Consider the following 18,470-nt stretch of genomic DNA (forward strand, 5'->3'; position numbering starts at 1 on the left):
AAAATCAAAAATCAAAAATCAGTTAGAGCCCAATGTATCGACCTGCCTATCAACGCAGTAGATCACCCCATTTGCGTTGTACTTCTCGCTCATCCGCAATAGCTTCCTTGGTCAACTCAACGACCCAACGCTCAGCAGCGGCATTAGCGTCCCTCAGCAGAGACATAATATCGTCAAGCGCAAAATCCCCCGGAACAGATTTGTGCTTATGCTCATCAATAATCTTTCTCACCATCTGATTCAGCTGATCCTTGCTGAGCATTTTTGCCATGCCATACGCAAAAATGGTAAACGACTCACCGTCCTGTTCAAGCAGGTCGTAACCACAAAACTCCTTGTACTTATCCAGAGTCATAAGCAGAGGCGTCATGTAAGCCTCAAAAATATTATCCTGCCTACGAATCGATTCCGGAATTTTATGGAAGGAGAATCCATACATGAACGCGAGCATAAACCCAACTTGACTTTCTACTTTCTCCCGTGAAAAAGATTGAATATTTTTCGCCTTCAAAATCAACACAGAAAGGTGACTAACCGCCAGATCGAACAGAAATTTAGATTCGGGGTCATCTACGGCCTCACGCCTCAAGCTCTGAACCACGCGTTCAAGAATGGCGACTACAGAATCACCAGAACCACCAGAATCACCAGAAGGCTGATCATCGCTCAGCAAGTCCATGAGTTGGCTTTCGTAATCATCTGACTTTTCTAGCGATTGCCCTAAGAACTGCTGACTTGCAGAAGGAGCAGGCAGCAAATCGCTCTGAACAAGCTTATCTAAAAGCTTGTTTCGGTTATCCAGCATAAACTGAACAAAAATTTCTTCCCTCAAGGTAAGCCTGACTACTGCCGGCAAAAATGCATAAAGAAAGCCAGCAAGCTTTTCGACATTGGCGTCATCACGCAATGCTGCCAAAGACGCTTCACCGGTTTTTTCCTTGAGCAAGGGAATAATTTTTGACTTATTTTGCTCAATCGCAGTCGCGACATAACCCAGTAGTTTGTCTTTGGCCTTCGAATCTTTGGGGGGCACGTGTTCAGAAGTTTTGGCTGACGCAACAAATCCTTCACCTGGGTGGTTGGCGATGACTTCAGCCTCTACCACTGAGACTATTGCCTGTGTTTCACTCTGTACAGTGGAGGAACCAATATCCTGCACTGAGACAACAGAAATTTCTTGGGTGGATTGCTCCTCAATCAACAGCTTCGCGAGCAGTTTTTCGCGGTTATTCATCATAAATTGATTGAATGCATCCACGCTCACTGCGAGCTTCACAACTGAAGGCAAACGCTCATATAAATATTCTGACAAACGCTGAATACTGGCATCATCCTGCAACGCAGCTAACGAAGTGTTGCCTGCCTTTTGTTTTAGCAACGGGATTATCTTTGATTTATTATCAGCAATTAGCGTGGAGACATAACTGGCCAATTTATTATTTGATTGACTACCCCCTTCCGCTTCAACAGCATTGATGACAGTATTAGTAGCGACTGCTACCTGCCCCGTCTCAAGCACGCTTTCAGGCCGATTAGCCTGCGGCAACACCTCTTCCAGGTCGAAACTTAGTTCCAGAGACGCCTCGCGCTGGGCTGTAGACGCTTGGCCTAGTGATTTTTTTTCACCTGAGTGGCTCTGACCAGCTAAAAACTCTTCAATCTTGTCAAATAGCTGGCCAATGTCTTTTTCTGTAGCCTGCACAAGCTTTCCTGAAGCAGCACCATTGATATAAATCGTCCGTTTTTCAATATCAATTGACTCCACTACTTCCCATTCATAGGCGCGCAGGGATTCGGTGAAGATTTTTATATAAATGCTCTTATCCGTAATCAAGATACCGTCTTTGGCGCTACCAAAGGCTGTATCGTCGACCAGGATTATCACATCCTCCGGGGATAGCCCATTACCGTATGCATTAATGGCGGACTGTAGCTTTTTCGCTGGAATATGGGGACGGACGTAGACCTTGTCGGAAACAACCTTGCGGCCCACGTCATAGAGGAACTCGCCCATACCCGCATTGGCTTTGCCGCTTGTAGGTGCAGCTGCACGAGGTTCGCGGATCTGCGCGGCCGACGCACCACGACGTGAAATCCATTGGTTCATCAGTTCAAAAAAATCAGCCAAATCATGCTTGTCAGGCTGAACCAGCTTGTAAGCTTCGCGCTCATTAATAAAGAGCCGCCGCCCCTCGCAGCTGATGGAGTCGATTGCATCGTAATCATAGGCACGTGCACTGGAGAACACTTCGCGTATGACCAATCGATTCTCACAAATCAAGATCCCGTCTTTGCCACTGCCGAAGGCTGTGTCGTCGATCAAAACGACCACCTCCTTCGGCTCAACGCGCACACTGTAAGCGCCTACAGCATTACTTAACTGTTTGGCGGGGATATGCGGGCGAATATAAATTCGTTCACAGCCGGCAAATTTCTTGTCTTTGAAAAAATCGATTAGTTCCATGTCGTACTTCCAATGCAAAACTGCGTAGTATTGGTTGGTTATTCTTCTTTGCCACCAGTAATCGTCTTAACCTCGGCCAACAGATTACCGAATTTTCCGTAATTGACCTTAACGCCGTCATCCAGGTCGAGGGTGATGCGTTGGTCGGCGTAGGGGCGTAGGTTTTCGTCAAAGCGGCGGAGTTCTTCGAGTTGTTTGGTGAGTTTGTCTTTGCGCTTTTGCAGGGCTTTTTGTTGGGCACTGCTGGTAGCGCTGTCGATGTCGTCGGTGAGCTTGTCGATACGAGCCTGCATGCGGCTTTGCAGCGGCACGACGTATTCCATGCGCATACGCGAGAGCGTGCCCTCGTTATAGCGGTGCAAGTAAACCAGGCACTCAAAGGCCTTTTGCTTACCGCTGGAGAACAGCCAGTAAATCGGACGCTTCTTGTAGGTTTGCAGGTGGTCACTGAAGAAACTCGTGGACAGATAGCGGCGGATCGCATCGTCGGAGGTCTCGCCAGCTTTACGGCCTAGGCTATCGGCCAGCCACTCCATATTCTCTACAAGTGTCTCAGCACCCCAGACCACCTTGACGAATTCGCGTACTCGTTCGGCAGCATCATCTTCGAACCAGGGCTCGTCAGTTATTGGGATTATTCCATCAGCATCTGCGGGGAATTTACGATAGCGTGAAGGATTGAAGCCATGCCCACCGCAATGCGCATAGATAACGCCCTGCTCGTCAAGACTATAGCGGCCCATCATACATCCGACCACATAAGAAATTAGCCGGTAAACGTCCCTTTCACGATCAGGGCGATATAGCGTAACTCTAGCATCCGGCACATCAATATAGCCCAAATCCTCGATACCACTAGCCTTGCAAAATACAATGTTATTTTGTTCCTCTAGAGCCTTAAGCGAATAGAAATCTCTATCGACCTCATCTGAAAACTTTAGCCAAGAGTCACTTATCAGCCCCACCGATCCGCAATGCAATATAGATAACGAGCAAAAATCCATACCCTCCTCATATAGCGCCCAGTCCTTTTTGGCTAGATTGATAGCCGATTGCGCAATAGTAGATGCCTCTAACATACATGCAGAGGGATATGCAGGCATTTTTTTATAGTCGCCAGCCTGAAAGTGAATGGTTGGATTAAGAATCTTCGAAAAATCCAATGCGAAATTTGTATTCATCAATGCTATCGAGGCGTACAGTTCATCCTCAGACTTAAAGAATGCAGACGGCCCAGCAGCATCGAATACGCACCCAGCAGGCAACAACCTACACGACAATGCTCCAGAAGTGACATCAGACCATGTCAAGCCTACACTAAAATAATTTTCCTCACCTCTAATACAAGAATTTGACTCACTTTTAATTTTTTCGCCATCACACTCCCAATCAACGACATCAATTATATTTCCGTACCACTTCCTGAACTTTCCACCCTTATTATACGGAAACCATTTCCCACCCAACTTACCAAAGTCAACCTCGTGCCAATACCTTACATATTTAGAATTATTACCCGTTTGCACACCATTGGAAGGCTTAGAGATATCACCCAATTTCACGCCGCTTTCAAAAATACCTTTAACACTCCCGCTTAGCCAATAAGCAACTGGAGAACCCGGCAACTTCAAAAAATCATCACTACGGGCATGAACATTCCTCTCATTTTCACTTGGAAACCTCGGAGGCACACCATCCTCCCCGAGCTCAAAATACCTAAAACAATCAAAATCCCCATTAACGCTAGAGACCTTGGAATTCATAAATATCTGGACTGAAACACCAAAATTTATGCCCATAGCTGTAGGCCCACGCCCTTCATATGGAAGGTGCATCAAGCTTAACAAACTGTGCTTATCAATTATCGAACAGCGCATTCTTTCATATGCAGATAAAAACATCCATGTCTGCATAGTAACCATGCTATTTAGGCCAGAAACCTTGCACCAAAGAAATGCCCGCTCAATGAAAACCGAAAACAAATCAGACTTGCTCTGGGGAAATTCTCTTTTAGCAAATTCTTTCAGTTCATTATTCATACCCTTCCCCCCCATGTAGGGAGGATTCGCAATAACTGCATCGTAGCTCAACGCCAAGATACTAGCGGGCCAAGCAAACTGTTCAATTACCTGATTGGCATAGCTGCGTGATAAGTCGTCTCCCTTGCACCGAACGATATCAAGCAGATGAATAATTCTGCCTAGTTTTATCCTGAGAACCTCTGGAACATCCAGCAGCGAACCAAAGGTTTTTCCATGCTCAAACAACTTAATCAACTGCCGCAGGTCGAGCACAGTCAGACCCGAACTATGCTGAGTTTCCAACTGCCCACCACCAAATAGCTGCCCCGAGTGGAATGCATCACCACCCTCGATCTGGATAGCGGCATTGAGAATGACCCGAGCCATTTCCTCATCCGGCAAACCAGCGCTTTGCTGAATGGCCATCACATTGAGATGTGGCGGGTTTCCTTCCTCATCGAATAGCCGGCGATCATCCTCGCGCGCCTTCATCAACAAGGCGAAACCAGCCAGCTGAGCCGCACGGTCGTCGATATCCAGACCATAAAGGTTCTTTTGCAGGATCAGCCGAGGGATCTCGCGCAGGCGATAGCCCCGCTCCTCATAGATGGCACGGAGCAGGTTGTAGGCCTCTACCAGGATATGCCCAGAGCCGCACGCAGGATCGAGCACGGTCAGCGATTCCGGATTGAGCGTGCCGCCATCCTCATCCATCCGTACCATGATCAAGGCATCGAGCTGGGCTTGTACTTCCGGCGTTTGCTCGGCGGGCTCGATGTAGTACGGCATTTTTTCTTTGAGGCTGGAGCCAGGGTTGGCCATCAGCCAGAGGCGCCCCAGGCTGTTCTGCACCAAGTACTGAACGATCCAGTTGGGGGTAAACAGCTGGGTGGCAGCGGGAATGTCCTCGCTCTTGACCACCTTACCGATCACTTCGTCCTTTTTGTCGCTGATATAGAACTGGTAGAGCCAGCCGATGACCTCGACCTCTTGCCAGTCGGCCTCTTCGATATCGCTAACCAGGTGAGCAATGAGCGAGTCGGTACGCAGGAGGTTGTCCGGGAGCAGCAGCTCGGTCGCATCGTCCAACGCCTCGAATAGGAAAGGCATATTGCGGTGCAGCTCGTGACACTGGGCAAGCAGAAGCTCGCGGTAGAGCGCTTCATCCTGATTACCTGCGGTTTTCAGGCGGATAACTTCTTCCCTATCCAAGCCTGGCAGATCGAGGTGATGAGCCTGTTCAAGGATCTCAGGCTGCTGTCCCTCCGAATGGCTGAGCACCCGGTAGCCGTGACTCAGGTAGCCCTTTAGCTCCATAAAGCGAATAGCCACAAAGCGGTTAAACCAGGTATAGGCCAAGGCTTCAACCACAGTAGCAAAGCCTTGCTGCTGAATGCGGCGAGCCAGCTCGGCGCGCTGCTTGGCAACGCTGGCCGGAAAAGGCTGCCCCCCAATCAGCAAAACGTCGCCCGTTTGTTCGACACTGACCGGCAATGTCGGATCAAGCCCGAGACGACGAGCACGTAGGGTGACGGCCTCGATAAAATCGAGACGGGCCTGAGGGGCGTATTTTTTGAGTGCGGAGCGGTTCATGCCTGTTCCTTACGGGGCGACCTGACCTTGCGCGACTTCAGCGCACGGCCATACATCATGAGGTATTTATCGAATTCACTATCAGGGCGTTGATACCGTTCACTCGCCTCCTTGAGGAAGAGCTTGAGCTGGACGATATCGCACCAGTTGGATGGCTTTTTCTTAGCAGACGGGGTTTGCCGTAAATGATTCATCGCGCGGAAGTTGTGCTGATCGATGATCGGCACCTGTAGCGGATGGATCAGGTGGGTCAGGTAGGCGATGGTGATATAGCGCAGCCGACCCAAGCGCTTATCCCACCACTGAAAAGTGGCCTCAGGGGTGAACTGAGCACCAGCAGACAACGCCCAGCGTCGGAAAGACGGCCAAAGGCTCTCGATCTCGCTGATCAAGAGCCTCTGCTTTGAGGGGAAGTTGTCCTTGCCCCAGTGCCCCCATTTCCACAGCAGCGCCGCAGATAGATCCACCTTCTCTGCTAACGCAGAGAAGGTCTTCTTGAAGCCCTCATACTCGTGCGCCGGGTACTTCTGGTAGCTGTAGAGCACCAGGTGGGAGGTGTAGGTTGCTTTCACCTCGTTCAGCACTCGCTGCCACTCGACTGCCTTAATCGGCTCGTCCATGCCCACGGCATTTCTCCTCGGTAACTGTGACTACTGAAGGGCTGAAACGATTCGGGCCCTGAGCGCCTTGCGACGCTGCTCGTAGAACACTGGGAAGTCAGCCAGCGACTCCGGAAGGTCGGTGATCTCCAGGCCAGCCAGGTACTGCTGACGTGCGAGAGCATCAGGCTTGAACTGGGCGTACCAGTCATGCGGCATCTTCTGGCGCTTTTGATTGTTGATGCTGCCTTCAAGCAACTGGAGATTGGCCAGACGGTTGGCCTTATCGGCCACTTCCGCCACCTGATCCTCTGGGATACCCGTTTTACGCAGCTGAGGCTTGGTAAAACGGGCCTGCGGGTAGATATGGTCTACATGAAAGTGCTTGGACAGGTCGAAGCCAGGGAAGATTAGCGAGAGCAAAGCAAAGGTACGCTTGTCGCCATAGGGCAGTTCGACCAACTCATCCAGCTCCTCCTCCGTGAAAGACAGCGTTTTACCGCGCGAGGACATAACGCTTTCGATTTGAGCTACCGGGAAGCCGGTCTGGGCATGGGTACGAATCTGATCACGCAGGGCAGTTAGCAGGGTGTCCAACCCACTTCCCCAAATTCCCGAAGCCTTGAGCAGACTGCGGATCAACCACTTGCGCACATTCTCGCGGTCTTGCGCGTACTCAGTGCGAGACAAGTAGCCTTCACCAGGCTGGCTCACGAACAGATAGTACGCGATGGGCAACAGGGCGCTGTCGGCGCGCAGGTTCTGGCTGTTGAAGCCGAAGCTGGCCAGCAAGCGAACGGATAGCAGCAAGGCCTCACGTATGCGCGACCAGTTCTCTTCCAGCAGCGTCATGTTGGCCTTGTTGAAGTTTTCCACCTTGAACCCAACGCTGCCGATGTCCGACAGCATCAAGCCGGCCTTGAGCACCAGGTCTTTACTGAAGTTGAACTGGTCGCCCTCTTTGTTCATCTGGTCAACGAGCTGATGAATCTCCTGTCGGGCATCGAGCTTCGACCACTGCGCCACAGCAATGGAGAGCAGGAGATCCGAGTACGAAAGCGGCGTACCACCACTGTTCATGCGAATGAAGATATTCAGCACACGCTCAAGATCCTGTTCGGTCTCTTCGTAGTAGCTGATGATTTCTTTAAGGTGAACCGTGCGGTAGAGATGGCGCAGCACCCTCTTCGCTTGCTTGCGCTGGTCGAGGCTGAGATCAAGATCGTCCAGGCTATCGAGCAAATCATCCTCACTCTCGATCAGGATACGACTGACGCGAAGCCACAGCTGGCCATCTCCTGTTAACTCCGTCGTGGTCTCAGTAAGAAACTCAAAGCGGTACTCTGAGCCTGTTTCCGCATCCGGCTCACCCAGCAGATCCAGGTAGAGATGACGGATCGGAAAGGCATCATTGCTTGACCACCATTTGCCTGGCAGCTTCCAGGCATAGGAGCCGCGCAGACCAATGTTCAGAGCCGTCATGCGCTGCTGGCCGTCGAGCACCGCAACGAGATCTCGCTCGGGGAGGGTATTCAATAGCGCGCAGTGATAGTTGTCGCGCTCATGGTAATCACGGACAAAGTCGTAGAACTGGTACTCCTGGCGCTTCTCCGGTGCGATACGCCAGAACAGGAAGGTGCCAAAGGGATAGCCCTGCAACAGGCTGTCGAACAAGCGGCAGATCTGCTCTGGCCACCAAACGAACTCACGCTGGATCGCAGGCAAGATGTATTCCTGAGATGCAACCTTGTCCAAAAGCTGCTTGATCGTACCGCCTGGCTTGTACATGGCTGTTCCTTAGCGAATTTCAACGCGTTGATTGTCAGCGATTGCCTGCTCAAGCTCTTTACGCAGCTTGGCCAGGAAGTTGTCGATATCAGCTTGGGTCTCGATGTAACCAGAGCCTGCGAGCAGTTGAGCATCCACTACCTTGCGCTTTTTGACCGGTACGACCGGCGCGACAACAGCCGCAGGCGTATTAACCACAGGAGGCTCGGCTACTGGCACGCCCGGGTTACCACTGCCCGAGACCACGGGCTTTGGTGCCGGTGCACTGGCTGCTGCCTTAGCTTTGGCGGCAGCTTGTTCAGCTAACAGGTGCAGATGATCGATGGCCGCATCGGCCAGGTCGCGGGCTTCATCCTGCATTTGGCTGATGTGGGCCAGGCTGCGCTGTTTAGTAATTTTCTGCCGGAGGTTTTGCAGGGCGAGCAGGCTCTTGTTGCGCTGATCCGTGCTGGCTTGCAGGTCATCCAGTTCCGCATTGACCTTGGCCAATTGCTTGTCCAACCAGGCATCCGCGCGCTCGTGGGCCTCCTTGAGGAAGCCGTCGTTAATCTGGGTGATCGTTTGGATCAGCCCCTCACCCTCACGAATCAGATTGAACGGAGCCTTGGCGCTGAGGATTTCGTCGATGCGAGCCAGAGCACGAGCGGCCTTTTCATCCTTCTCCAGCTTGGGCCGGTTGGGCTGGAAGTCACGCTGCGCCGCACCTAGCTTGTCCCAGGCGGTTTTCTGGCTGCTGTAGAAGTTATCCAGGTCACCGTGGCTGTCAGAGAGGTCTAGCAGCGCACTACGCTCTTTGAGGAACAACTGGATGGCATCAAAGCTGTCCGGCGCTGCCTTGAGTTTGCCAATCAGCTTGAGGCCCTGGTCGATGTCGTCCAACCCCGGGTACTGCCCAGTTTGGGCCAATGCGCGCCACTGTTTGAACTCGCTCTCCCAACTATCCAGACTGCTTTGCAGAAGGCTGTAAAGGTTGTCCTCGCCATCCTGGGCGATCTTCTGGAACACCTCTTTAAACAGCTGACGGGCCTTTTGCAGCTCTCCAGAGCCGACTTGTTGGCGTTTCTGGATTTCAGTGGTGCGCCAGCGGGCCGGCGTGGAGATTTCATTCCAGACTTGATGCGGAGCCAGCGGGCCACCATTGCCGATAAGGCTGACCTCGCCTTTCAGCATCAGCCGTACGATCAGCAATATGGTTTCCCATTCTGGCCAACCATAGGGCCGGCGACCGTAATGGGTCTCCGCAAGGTCGTGCAGAACGATGCGGCGTGACTGCGAGGCAAGGAGTTCAATGTGCTGGCTAACCTCCTTGAGCGCACGCGGATTAGCTTCACCAGTACTTTCCAGACCTAAACCTGGGGTTTGCGGCGTGGCCAGCATGGCCTGAATTTCTTTCTGCGGATCGCTGCTCAGGTGCTGGATATAGCCCAGCTTGCTGAAGGTATTACGCACCAGGTAGTCGAGCGCCTCTTCGGCCAACATCGGTGCGCTGGAAGCCTTGGTCTCCAGTTTGTTGCCTGCCACATAGACCTCGGCCTCACGCAGCAGACGATCCACGGTGGTACTCAGACGCTGCCGGCGCTGGCGGTTTTCCTCGGCACGATCCTGAAGGATGCGCTTGGTGTTATGCGGCAGCGTGCCGTCGTTTTTGCGGGTGATGTATTTGTCGGTTTGCAGGTACAGGCGCAGCTCACGGGCCAAGTCGCGTTCGTCTTCCAGGCGCAGGAGCACACTGCCCTCCCCCTGGCTGGATTCAAGAATGCAGCGCTGCTCGCTCCAGGTGTCTCGGTCATCCACCAACGGGCTGATAACCGAGATCAGCAGATCGCCATCAACACGGTTGCCCAGGGGATGCAGATCGCACTGGCGGTTCAGACCAAAGTCTTTGCCATTGTCAGGGAAACGGAACTTGCGCTGACCGCGTAGCGCTTCATCAAACAGCAGCTGACCCAGCTCACGTGCCTCATCGGCGCTGGTGAGGTCGACATCCTTGATCTCACGGCTGATGTCGCGCTCTTCGTTGGTTAGGAAGAAGAAGTCATCACCGTTTCGGCTGACCAGGGTTTCCTTCTCCAGGCGCTGGAGGCTGTCTTCGATCTGCTTGCGCAGGCCTTGGCGGTCGGCGTCGATCTCATCGATAAACAGGGTGATGAGGTTATCGACATTGCCCTTGATCTCATCAACGTAGCGGATGAGGAACAGGGTCTTCAGCACCAAGGGGTCGAACTCTTGCAGGCTTGGGTTGCTGGCGGCGTTATCGATGGTCGATTTGACCACGCCCTCAAGGAAGCCTTCGATGGAGGGATAGAAGCGGTAAAGCGGTACCAGGACACCGACGTTGTTTTCACTGACGGCCTTGGCGGCAGACTGGAAGGCATCCAGCAATGAGCGCTCACCACGGGCCAAGTGCGTGCCGGTGGCACCGGCCTTGCGGATACTTTCAAAAATGCGCTGCACGAGTTGGAACTGGTACGGCACAAAGGGGTAAACGGCGGCGAAGTTGTCTTCGTCGGTGAACGCTTTATAGGTGCGCCCGGTATTGGTGAAGCTGAGCTGGTTGCGCAGGATGTCGGCCTTTTCGCGGTAGATCTTGCGCAGGGCATCTTTGGGCTCAGGTTCTTTGTCGAGCAAACGACGCTGAATAACTTCGTCAACGTTACCACTGGACAGCGACAGACGCGTTTTGAAGCGACCCTGAATCTTGGAGAAGTCGTTGGCCTTGGAGGCGCGCACTTCACCCAAAACGGCATCGATGTCTTCCTGCGAGGTGACCAGAACCCAGGCGCGGCCACCACAGATCGTGCCGAGGTTTTCGGTGATGGTTTGCAGGCTCAGCATCAGGTGGGTGTCCTGGCCAATGAACTGGCCGACTTCGTCCACCAGGAACACGATGCGCTGATCCTTGCCGCGTTTATCCAGGTATTCCTTCACCCACCGGGCGAAGCTTTCGACATTGAGGCTGAAGTCACTTTCAAACCGCTCTACCCAAGCATCGGCGTCCTTGATCTCCTGCCCCAGGGTTTTCGAAAGAGCAGTTGCCAGTGCATCAACCTGGAAGTGGTAGGCGTCGCGCTCGTCTTCCCAGGTGGAGCCCGACGCTTCAGCGAATGCCTGTTTGAACTCAGTAAACTTGCCCAGATCATCCAGGTGACGCTCCATGTGGGCGATGTGTGGGTGATCCCCGCAGAAGCCCAGGCGCTCGTTAAAGACCTTCAGAAAAACGCGAAGGATGGCATCACGGCCATCGGTGCTGTCGGCCTTACTGTCGATATTGAACAGCAGCACGTCAGTGTCAGCGGCGATGGCGCGCTTGATGTCGGCAGCCAGCATCGGGTCGGCAATTTTGCGCTCGAAGAAATCGATGGCCTGACGCGTTTCGCCATTCTTGCTGACCCGCTTGTTCTCCAGCAGGTAAGAGAGAATCTTCAGAAAGTGCGATTTACCCGACCCGAAGAAACCAGAGATCCACACCCCTACTCGCCCGGACGCCTCCTGGGGGTTGTCCAGGGCCGCCAGATAGCTTTCAAAAAAGCTGCGCAGGTGTTGATCCAACTCGCGGGTGATGACGTACTCATCCAGCTCCTGCCAGACGGACTCAGCATCATCCTGGTCAGCCTTGATCACGCCGTTGATGGAGCGGTGGATGGAGCGGGTAAACAGACTCTTGATTTGCACGGTGGACATCCTTTTCAGCTCACCAGTCGGAAAGCACGGTAGTAAGGTTTCTCACCCAGCTGACCGAACAGCTTGAGCGATTGGCCGTCATAGAGGCCTGGATAAAACACCACCAGCGGAGTCTGCCCCATGAAAGGCTGGAGGTTGTTCAGGAGGTTGTGGGTACGAATCAGCGGATAGGCACTTCCGACACCATTGATGACCAGGAGGCCAAACTCACTGGGCGGGTAGCGATCAACCAGCTCTTTGGCGACCTTACCTGCATCCAGTGGTGCCTTTAGGGCTTTTTGCAGAGCCTCATCGCCCTTCTGCGCTTGCAGGTCGATGGACTTATCCAACAGGTTTCGTTTGTTGAGCATGTCCAGCAGCAGCTCAAACAGGTTGATGAACGCGACCTTCAGCCCAGGGCGGCGTTTGCTGATAGCGCCTTCGAGAAATAAGACGTGCTCGCGCACCCTCAGCTCATCCTGAGGTGGATAGTCAAAGGCATAGAATGGCACCTCGTTGCCCAGACCTTGACCACCAAGGAAGTCATCAGAGGTGATCTTCTCCAGGATTTTATTGAGGCGTTCGTCGAGGTCGTTCACGGGCATACCTGAAGGCAATCGAGCACGTACTGCTCATTTTGTTGACGAAGATAATTAAGAACAGCTGGCTCGATGGCCTGGCTGCGTAAGCGTAGGCTGCGGGTATCTTCGATGAAGCCAGCTTCCGCCAACATCCGTATGGCATTTTGCCTTAACTTACCCCGCGTAGAGTCGGTCAAGCCAGGCATATCCGGCTGAGCACGCTGGCAGTCTTCGATATAGGCATCCCAATGCCTGAGCTCCAGGTGGGTCGAAAAACGGCGGAATTGGTGCCGCACGACCGTCCGCAGAAAATCACCGAACAAGGGCGAAAACTTTACAGTTGCGGCCAAAACCGCATGAGTAGCAACCGGCATGCTGCCTTCATGCACCAGCTTCCAGAGCTCGACATCCATCGTTTGCAAGCGAGCTCTCGCCAAATTGGCATAGGTAGCAGCCGTCTTGGCTGTGCGCTTTTGCAGCACATTCAGCTCATAGACTTGCCTTTCCCACTCCCGAGGCTCCACGCTCTGCAACAGCAAGCCAGCAATGATCCGGGTCTCGGGCACGATTAATGAGCATTTGGTGAAATTGGCCAGGTAAACACTGCTCATAAAGGACTCGCACTCATCAACCACATAAAAGTGGTTATTTTGAGTGCAGGCTGGACTGAGCGCCAGCCACAAATGCGCTGGCCACGACAGCATCTGGCGCCTGCTTCCAACAGCCAAATCGGCGTCTTGCGTCAGCCCTCGCCCAACCCTCCCTCCCATTGCTGGCCTGGCCGGTTTCGGGTCGAAGAGTGAGCAATTTTCGCGGGCTAAGCCCTGGTATCGTGGTCTGCGCAGCGTATTCAATCGCCAAGCCGACAAGCTCATCGTTCTCGGCCTCCGCACAGTGATGCATCCTGCATGGCCATCTCCAGCAGCAGAGCCTTACGCTTCAACTGTTCTACATGTAGACGCTCCGCACGTAGCGCCGACAGCATCTCTAGGCGCTGCTCCTGAAGCTCGCTCTGGCGCTGTAGCAAATCCTCAACTTGCTTGAGCAAGCCCTGGCAGGTTGAGCGTAAACCTGAGATGTGCAGTTGCTGCCATAGCAAGATGATTGCGAGAAACGCGATCACTGATACTGATAGGCCCGCAATGACACATGGCTGTGCGAACGACTCCATCTCAAATCCTCTGGCTGCTCATCCTTACCGCGCACCAACAATATGCAATCTGTATTTACACATCTATAGTGTTTACATAAACAGGTAAACAAATGGAGCACATGGAGAGGACATGAAAAGGTCGCAGACAGTCGCACAGGTTCGCTGGGATTTGGCCCTTCGCTATCGCCTTATAGAAACCGTCGCCTGGTGGGAGGGTCGCCTAACGACTAATCATCTGATGCAGAGCTTTGGCATCAGCAGGCAGCAGGCCTCAAAGGACATCAACACGTACATCGCTGAGCATGCGCCTAGAAACCTTACATATGACAAGCATCTGAAGGGCTACGTACCGGCAAAGGGCTTTAAATCGCTCTTCATTGATGACAGTGCAAGCGCCTACCTGCACCTGCTCAATCAGAACTATGAAAGGGCCCCGCATATCGAAGGCCTTGCCCTGGCATATGCACATACCGAGGTTCTTCAGGTGCCGGATCGCTCCATTCGCCCAGAGATTTTGAGACCGCTACTCAAGGCCTGCCGGGATGGGCTTCGTCTGGAATGCGAGTATGTGTCCCTGGCAAACCCAGAGCCTGAAACACGTCTGATCGTCCCACACACGCTGATCTTTACTGGCATGCGCTGGCACGTAAGGGCGTACTGCGAAAAGAACAGTGATTATCGGGATTTTGTGTTGAGCCGCTTCAGAGGTGATCCGGACGTACTTGATCACTCAGAAATGGCGCGGGAGATGGACGGTGACTGGCAAGCTGAAGTCAGCATCATCATAGAACCTGACCCACGCCTGAAGCCTGCCCAGCGCGCCGTGATCGAAGCGGACTACGGCATGCAAAATGGTCAGCTAATCGTTGAGAGTCGCGGCGCGCTTGTTCAGTATGTGTTGCAGCGCTATCAGCTCGATCCGCACAAGATCCAGTCTCGTGCCAGCGCGCAGCAAATCGTTGTGGCTAATCTGGATGACCTGAAGCCCTGGCTTTATGAATGAGCAATTTGAATCAATCGCAGCGCTGTAAAGCTGTCTCATGGAAATGCCGCTCAATCGCCTCAACTAAGTCATCCAGAGCGTCTTGTAGGCGCATGTCTTCGCGCGGATCAGAGCTGTTCGGCCTGAATGTCCGGGCGTGATGCAGGAGCGCCTCAGCATCATTGGTATTGAGATCGAGCTGAATCATTTCCCCTCCACGCGACCACTATGGCGGCAAGCGCACCAAAGCATAAAAAACCGGCGATGCCGGGTTCTGGTCAAACAAAATTCACTTGTTCTACAAAAAATTCTACTGCTTCTACTACTTCATCATTCGTGAGAATGCATGGATGATCCGCTACAGCAAAGCCGCATAGCCCAAAACCCGAATCGTTCGGAATATCTACAACAATGAAGTGCATACCTGGTGCAATTTCATGGTCATGATTAAGCTCATTTGAGATCGCGAACTTGAGCAGCAGAAATGACAGCAGCTGTTTTTCTTCTGCGCTTACAGAGTTACCGTCATTGTCGTACTTAGAATAGAGCGAATGCAAAAGCATCTGCTCATCTTCTTCTAGTTCGCAGTAAAGATGCTCACTGCGCTCATTGATTGCTCGGCATGCATCGAAAGTGAGCTGAAAAGAAGCACGCTGCTTAATTTTTTTACCCGCGACATTGCAGCTGTAAAGCCAAATTTCGGACATTGCCCCGAGCGCTTGACCGGCATCGAGAACATAACCAGAAGCCCCAATCTTCTTTTTAAGACGTTTTGCAATAGCTTTTTGAATATCGTTCACGCAAGCACCCCCTCAACGCAAGCTATCCCGGCCAGGGCTGTGCACCCCGGCCAAGCTCAAAAGACCACGACTCTACTGGATGCGCCAGCTCTCGACCATCTCGCTGCCGTGCTCCTCCTTCCATACCTTCAGGGTCTTGTGGTTGCCACCCTTGGTCTCGATGCGCTCTTTCGTGTCGGGGTGCTCGTAGATCTTGACTGCACGAGCTTTGCGATTGCCCTTGCCCTCGTCGCTTTTCGCGCTGGAACGACCGACATGAGGGTCAAGAATCATGATGATATCGCGCAGATTCTTGTCGTACGCGGCCATCAAACTGATCAATTTGCGCTCAAAATCAATCTCCACTTGGAGCTTTTTATCTTCTTTCATGCTCTCAAGGCGGGCCATTTCTTCGGCGATCTGAGCTTCGAGTGCGCGGAATTCAGCAAGACGGGACATTGTGATGCTCCTTTGTTTTGAGGATTTCGAATATATGGGGTCTCCTTTTCAATGCAAGTTATTTTTTATAAACCGCATCATAAAGGCCGCTTTCAATCGCAAGATCGACATCATAAGCGCCATTCCTGCGACAGGATTTGACATCAAAATGGGGTAGACACGGACAAGAGATGCCTTACAATGGGGTGTCCGTAGCCCCAAGCGGACGCCATCTCAGTGACTATCGATTACAGATACGACGAAGTTCAGGCCATTCTGAAGGCCGCAAGCTCCGTTCTTGGCGCTAACGTGCTCTCCGGCATCATCGCGCACATCACTAGCGAGCCTGACTTTGTAGATGCCGACCTGGATCTATATCACTTCTTTACCTGCCCGGCAGATGAGTCAAATCAGGGCAAATTCCGCACTCTAAAAAGACTGGACAGCAAGAACATCAGGTTTTTTATGAGCCATGACGATTCCATTCTTCTCATAAAAACGCTCACTGACAGGCTTTCTGAAGCATACATGCAAGACAGGTCTCAAGAGAATCTGCGGCAGTACTACGTCCAAAGTCTATCCAACAAGCTTTCCATCTGATCCATAACTCATTAAAAAGTGTCATTAACGCCGCTTTTGGGGATCAATGCATTGAAATGGACACGTCAGGCCCTGCTCTTTCTGCACTTTGCTGGCGAGAAAGCCGAAGCTAGAGTGCGCAAAGCGGCCCGCTATTTCGACGACTATGTATCAGAAGTGCTTCAAGAAAAGCACGACGACTACGAGATTCAGGACTTCACTCTCGAAAGAAGCCGAAATGAATACACACTTATCATTCATCACGCGGGCGGGACGCTCGAAATATCTACAGAAAAAGCCTTAATCCTGGGCATGCAAGCAGCTCGAAAACGACTCACTCGCGAAAAAGCCAGTCTCGAAGACAAGCGCTTTTTGCTAACAAACGATCTGGGATTGTGACATGAAAAGCTATGTGAGTGAAAACTGGAGCAAAACAATTGAGTCATGCGACTTCACTATGTACGTCTTTCAGCGTGTATACGGCCATAAAAAAGGGAAATTTCCTGACTATTTTGCAGTCGTTTTAGATGCCTATCTGCTGGAATTTGGGATGGTTGAGCATGACTTTAACTCTCAAGCGCAGCTGGAGATTGACGAGATGATTGAGGCTTTGAGCGCAAAGTATCTTGAAGATCCGAGCAAAGAGCATCTGGCTGGAGTTATGCGCATTAAGCTCGAAAGAGAACTTGGCATTTAGCTAAAAACCTCGGTCAGCTTCGCACAACTGAAAGGCTATTGGCATGCATCATATTCGAGTTCTTAGCGACGGCAAGCACAATGGCATTTATGACTTAGATGCTGAGTCGAACTTCCCTCTTTTTAAGAAGTTGTTTTTCGTCGGTCTGCCGTCGCGAAAGCTTGTCAAAGAGATCATTGCTTGCGAGCACTTCATAAACGAAGGCGGCGATCTGCACGCGTGCGAGTCATACGCCGATGTTATCAAAGGCCTGACTGATATCTATCTACAAGATACAAGCAAAGAGCATCTGCGCAAGTACCTATATCAGCGACTGCGAGACGAACTGGAGATCTGACATGCGCGAGAATTTTCAGCAGCTCATGAGACGCCGTGAGGCCATTGTTTACGCACGCAGGCACCTGGTATTGAGCGCAGCACGCAGAGAGACGGGCTCGTCAAACCTGGAGCTGCTGAACCAGCTGGCACCATTTCACGGCGCTAGAAACGACTATGAAGCCAAGCAATTTGCTCTCAAATCACCCGAGCTCGAAGCAATTCTCACGCTGAAAGTCTGCGAGATTTACTGGCAAAACCCAGCAAGAACATGGCTCAAAGACTTCGAAAGCATGCTGATTGACCTGCCTCTTGAGCTGATTCTAAACCAGAACCAGGAACCCCAGAATGCCTGACTACGCCCAGCTCTACTTCGAATATGAGTTGGAGTTTGGCAGCAAAAGAGCCCAAAGCTTGCTGTTTGTGTCAGAAGATCTGTCGCTAGAAGATGTTATTCGAGATGAAATGGCCGCTGAATATCTACGAAATCCAGAGAAGAAGCACTTGGCAAAGTATCTGCGAGAACAGCTAGAGGGGGATTTGGGGCTATGAGACATCCAGCGGTTGTGAATGAGTTGGAATTCGTTGAGCTATGTATGTGCGTATCACGCGGTTACTGGCCAGACCGTCATATTCCAGAGCTTTTTGAGCTAATTATTCACGCAATGCTGATGGAATTTGGGCCAGAAAGTTTCGATAAACCAATGAGAATTGATCAGGCAATTGACGAGCTTTGTCAGCATCTGGAACAAAACCCGGAGAAAACACACCTACAAATCTTCAATCGCATGCGTCTTGAAAGAGATCTGTCAGTTTGAGGC

The 18,470-nt window shown here is 52.0% G+C and carries 19 protein-coding genes; 8 read left to right on the forward strand and 11 right to left on the reverse strand.

Annotated elements, in window-relative coordinates; translation table 11 throughout:
• Nucleotides 1-49: 49 nt before the first annotated feature.
• The 8 genes from BLT86_RS08265 to BLT86_RS08300 form a co-directional block, all read right to left on the reverse strand.
• Nucleotides 50-2,464, reverse strand: coding sequence for a hypothetical protein (locus tag BLT86_RS08265; protein WP_021219092.1), 2,415 nt, complete (start codon nt 2,462-2,464; stop codon nt 50-52).
• A 38-nt stretch (nt 2,465-2,502) separates the two neighbouring features.
• Nucleotides 2,503-6,078 (reverse strand): BREX-1 system adenine-specific DNA-methyltransferase PglX, encoded by a 3,576-nt coding sequence (pglX, locus tag BLT86_RS08270; protein WP_021219093.1) that lies wholly within the window; start codon nt 6,076-6,078, stop codon nt 2,503-2,505.
• Nucleotides 6,075-6,704 (reverse strand): hypothetical protein, encoded by a 630-nt coding sequence (locus tag BLT86_RS08275; protein WP_021219094.1) that lies wholly within the window; start codon nt 6,702-6,704, stop codon nt 6,075-6,077. The genes pglX and BLT86_RS08275 overlap by 4 nt, the downstream gene beginning before the upstream one ends.
• Before the next feature lie 24 nt (nt 6,705-6,728).
• Nucleotides 6,729-8,465, reverse strand: coding sequence for a DUF262 domain-containing protein (locus BLT86_RS08280; RefSeq protein WP_021219095.1), 1,737 nt, complete (start codon nt 8,463-8,465; stop codon nt 6,729-6,731).
• A 9-nt stretch (nt 8,466-8,474) separates the two neighbouring features.
• Entirely contained in the window at nt 8,475-12,137 is a 3,663-nt protein-coding gene (brxC, locus tag BLT86_RS08285) for a BREX system P-loop protein BrxC (RefSeq protein ID WP_021219096.1), read from the reverse strand.
• A 14-nt stretch (nt 12,138-12,151) separates the two neighbouring features.
• The gene (locus BLT86_RS08290; RefSeq protein ID WP_021219097.1) at nt 12,152-12,730 is read right to left on the reverse strand and encodes a DUF1788 domain-containing protein; all 579 of its coding nucleotides are present in this window, start codon (nt 12,728-12,730) and stop codon (nt 12,152-12,154) included.
• Nucleotides 12,721-13,410, reverse strand: a complete 690-nt coding sequence (locus tag BLT86_RS08295) for a DUF1819 family protein (RefSeq protein WP_021219098.1) — start codon at nt 13,408-13,410, stop codon at nt 12,721-12,723. The genes BLT86_RS08290 and BLT86_RS08295 overlap by 10 nt, the downstream gene beginning before the upstream one ends.
• Nucleotides 13,411-13,577: 167 nt before the next feature.
• Nucleotides 13,578-13,877, reverse strand: coding sequence for a hypothetical protein (locus BLT86_RS08300; RefSeq protein WP_021219099.1), 300 nt, complete (start codon nt 13,875-13,877; stop codon nt 13,578-13,580).
• Between the two features lie 112 nt (nt 13,878-13,989).
• Between BLT86_RS08300 and BLT86_RS08305 the strand changes: the two genes are divergently transcribed.
• Nucleotides 13,990-14,862, forward strand: coding sequence for a helix-turn-helix transcriptional regulator (locus tag BLT86_RS08305; protein ID WP_021219100.1), 873 nt, complete (start codon nt 13,990-13,992; stop codon nt 14,860-14,862).
• A gap of 10 nt (nt 14,863-14,872) precedes the next feature.
• On the opposite strand, the gene BLT86_RS25905 is transcribed toward BLT86_RS08305, so the two are convergent.
• The 3 genes from BLT86_RS25905 to BLT86_RS08310 form a co-directional block, all read right to left on the reverse strand.
• Nucleotides 14,873-15,049 (reverse strand): hypothetical protein, encoded by a 177-nt coding sequence (locus BLT86_RS25905; protein ID WP_021219101.1) that lies wholly within the window; start codon nt 15,047-15,049, stop codon nt 14,873-14,875.
• 70 nt (nt 15,050-15,119) lie between these two features.
• Complete coding sequence (locus BLT86_RS25720; RefSeq protein ID WP_157719665.1) at nt 15,120-15,641, reverse strand: hypothetical protein; 522 nt, start codon at nt 15,639-15,641, stop codon at nt 15,120-15,122.
• Between the two features lie 72 nt (nt 15,642-15,713).
• On the reverse strand, nt 15,714-16,079 hold the full coding sequence (locus BLT86_RS08310) for a histone-like nucleoid-structuring protein, MvaT/MvaU family (protein WP_021219102.1): 366 nt from the start codon (nt 16,077-16,079) through the stop codon (nt 15,714-15,716).
• A gap of 216 nt (nt 16,080-16,295) precedes the next feature.
• Here BLT86_RS08310 and BLT86_RS08315 point away from each other — a divergent pair, with 216 nt between their 5' ends.
• The 7 genes from BLT86_RS08315 to BLT86_RS25725 are packed head-to-tail and all read left to right on the forward strand — an operon-like array spanning nt 16,296 to nt 18,467.
• Nucleotides 16,296-16,658 carry a hypothetical protein gene (locus BLT86_RS08315; RefSeq protein WP_021219104.1) on the forward strand — a complete coding sequence of 121 codons (363 nt, stop codon included), beginning with the start codon at nt 16,296-16,298 and terminating at the stop codon, nt 16,656-16,658.
• A gap of 51 nt (nt 16,659-16,709) precedes the next feature.
• On the forward strand, nt 16,710-17,036 hold the full coding sequence (locus BLT86_RS08320; RefSeq protein WP_092375994.1) for a hypothetical protein: 327 nt from the start codon (nt 16,710-16,712) through the stop codon (nt 17,034-17,036).
• A gap of 1 nt (nt 17,037) precedes the next feature.
• Nucleotides 17,038-17,334 (forward strand): hypothetical protein, encoded by a 297-nt coding sequence (locus BLT86_RS08325; protein WP_023131616.1) that lies wholly within the window; start codon nt 17,038-17,040, stop codon nt 17,332-17,334.
• 43 nt (nt 17,335-17,377) lie between these two features.
• Nucleotides 17,378-17,671 carry a hypothetical protein gene (locus tag BLT86_RS08330; RefSeq protein WP_021219106.1) on the forward strand — a complete coding sequence of 98 codons (294 nt, stop codon included), beginning with the start codon at nt 17,378-17,380 and terminating at the stop codon, nt 17,669-17,671.
• 1 nt (nt 17,672) lies between these two features.
• Nucleotides 17,673-18,005, forward strand: a complete 333-nt coding sequence (locus BLT86_RS08335; RefSeq protein WP_021219107.1) for a hypothetical protein — start codon at nt 17,673-17,675, stop codon at nt 18,003-18,005.
• Nucleotides 17,998-18,201, forward strand: coding sequence for a hypothetical protein (locus BLT86_RS08340; RefSeq protein WP_021219108.1), 204 nt, complete (start codon nt 17,998-18,000; stop codon nt 18,199-18,201). The genes BLT86_RS08335 and BLT86_RS08340 overlap by 8 nt, the downstream gene beginning before the upstream one ends.
• The gene (locus tag BLT86_RS25725; protein WP_128622378.1) at nt 18,198-18,467 is read left to right on the forward strand and encodes a hypothetical protein; all 270 of its coding nucleotides are present in this window, start codon (nt 18,198-18,200) and stop codon (nt 18,465-18,467) included. The genes BLT86_RS08340 and BLT86_RS25725 overlap by 4 nt, the downstream gene beginning before the upstream one ends.
• Nucleotides 18,468-18,470 lie beyond the last annotated feature (3 nt).

It is taken from the genome of Pseudomonas sihuiensis, assembly GCF_900106015.1.
In the GTDB taxonomy this organism is placed as follows: domain Bacteria; phylum Pseudomonadota; class Gammaproteobacteria; order Pseudomonadales; family Pseudomonadaceae; genus Aquipseudomonas; species Aquipseudomonas sihuiensis.

What these genes read in the sequence shown, in the direction of transcription:
- BLT86_RS08265 (WP_021219092.1), bottom strand. Translation starts at nt 2,464, where the DNA reads ATGGAACTAATCGATTTTTTCAAAGACAAGAAATTTGCCGGCTGTGAA.
- pglX (WP_021219093.1), bottom strand. Translation starts at nt 6,078, where the DNA reads ATGAACCGCTCCGCACTCAAAAAATACGCCCCTCAGGCCCGTCTCGAT.
- BLT86_RS08280 (WP_021219095.1), bottom strand. Translation starts at nt 8,465, where the DNA reads ATGTACAAGCCAGGCGGTACGATCAAGCAGCTTTTGGACAAGGTTGCA.
- BLT86_RS08290 (WP_021219097.1), bottom strand. Translation starts at nt 12,730, where the DNA reads ATGCCCGTGAACGACCTCGACGAACGCCTCAATAAAATCCTGGAGAAG.
- BLT86_RS08295 (WP_021219098.1), bottom strand. Translation starts at nt 13,410, where the DNA reads ATGCTGTCGTGGCCAGCGCATTTGTGGCTGGCGCTCAGTCCAGCCTGC.
- BLT86_RS08300 (WP_021219099.1), bottom strand. Translation starts at nt 13,877, where the DNA reads ATGGAGTCGTTCGCACAGCCATGTGTCATTGCGGGCCTATCAGTATCA.
- BLT86_RS08305 (WP_021219100.1), top strand. Translation starts at nt 13,990, where the DNA reads ATGAAAAGGTCGCAGACAGTCGCACAGGTTCGCTGGGATTTGGCCCTT.
- BLT86_RS25905 (WP_021219101.1), bottom strand. Translation starts at nt 15,049, where the DNA reads ATGATTCAGCTCGATCTCAATACCAATGATGCTGAGGCGCTCCTGCAT.
- BLT86_RS08310 (WP_021219102.1), bottom strand. Translation starts at nt 16,079, where the DNA reads ATGTCCCGTCTTGCTGAATTCCGCGCACTCGAAGCTCAGATCGCCGAA.
- BLT86_RS08325 (WP_023131616.1), top strand. Translation starts at nt 17,038, where the DNA reads ATGAAAAGCTATGTGAGTGAAAACTGGAGCAAAACAATTGAGTCATGC.
- BLT86_RS08330 (WP_021219106.1), top strand. Translation starts at nt 17,378, where the DNA reads ATGCATCATATTCGAGTTCTTAGCGACGGCAAGCACAATGGCATTTAT.
- BLT86_RS08335 (WP_021219107.1), top strand. Translation starts at nt 17,673, where the DNA reads ATGCGCGAGAATTTTCAGCAGCTCATGAGACGCCGTGAGGCCATTGTT.
- BLT86_RS08340 (WP_021219108.1), top strand. Translation starts at nt 17,998, where the DNA reads ATGCCTGACTACGCCCAGCTCTACTTCGAATATGAGTTGGAGTTTGGC.
- BLT86_RS25725 (WP_128622378.1), top strand. Translation starts at nt 18,198, where the DNA reads ATGAGACATCCAGCGGTTGTGAATGAGTTGGAATTCGTTGAGCTATGT.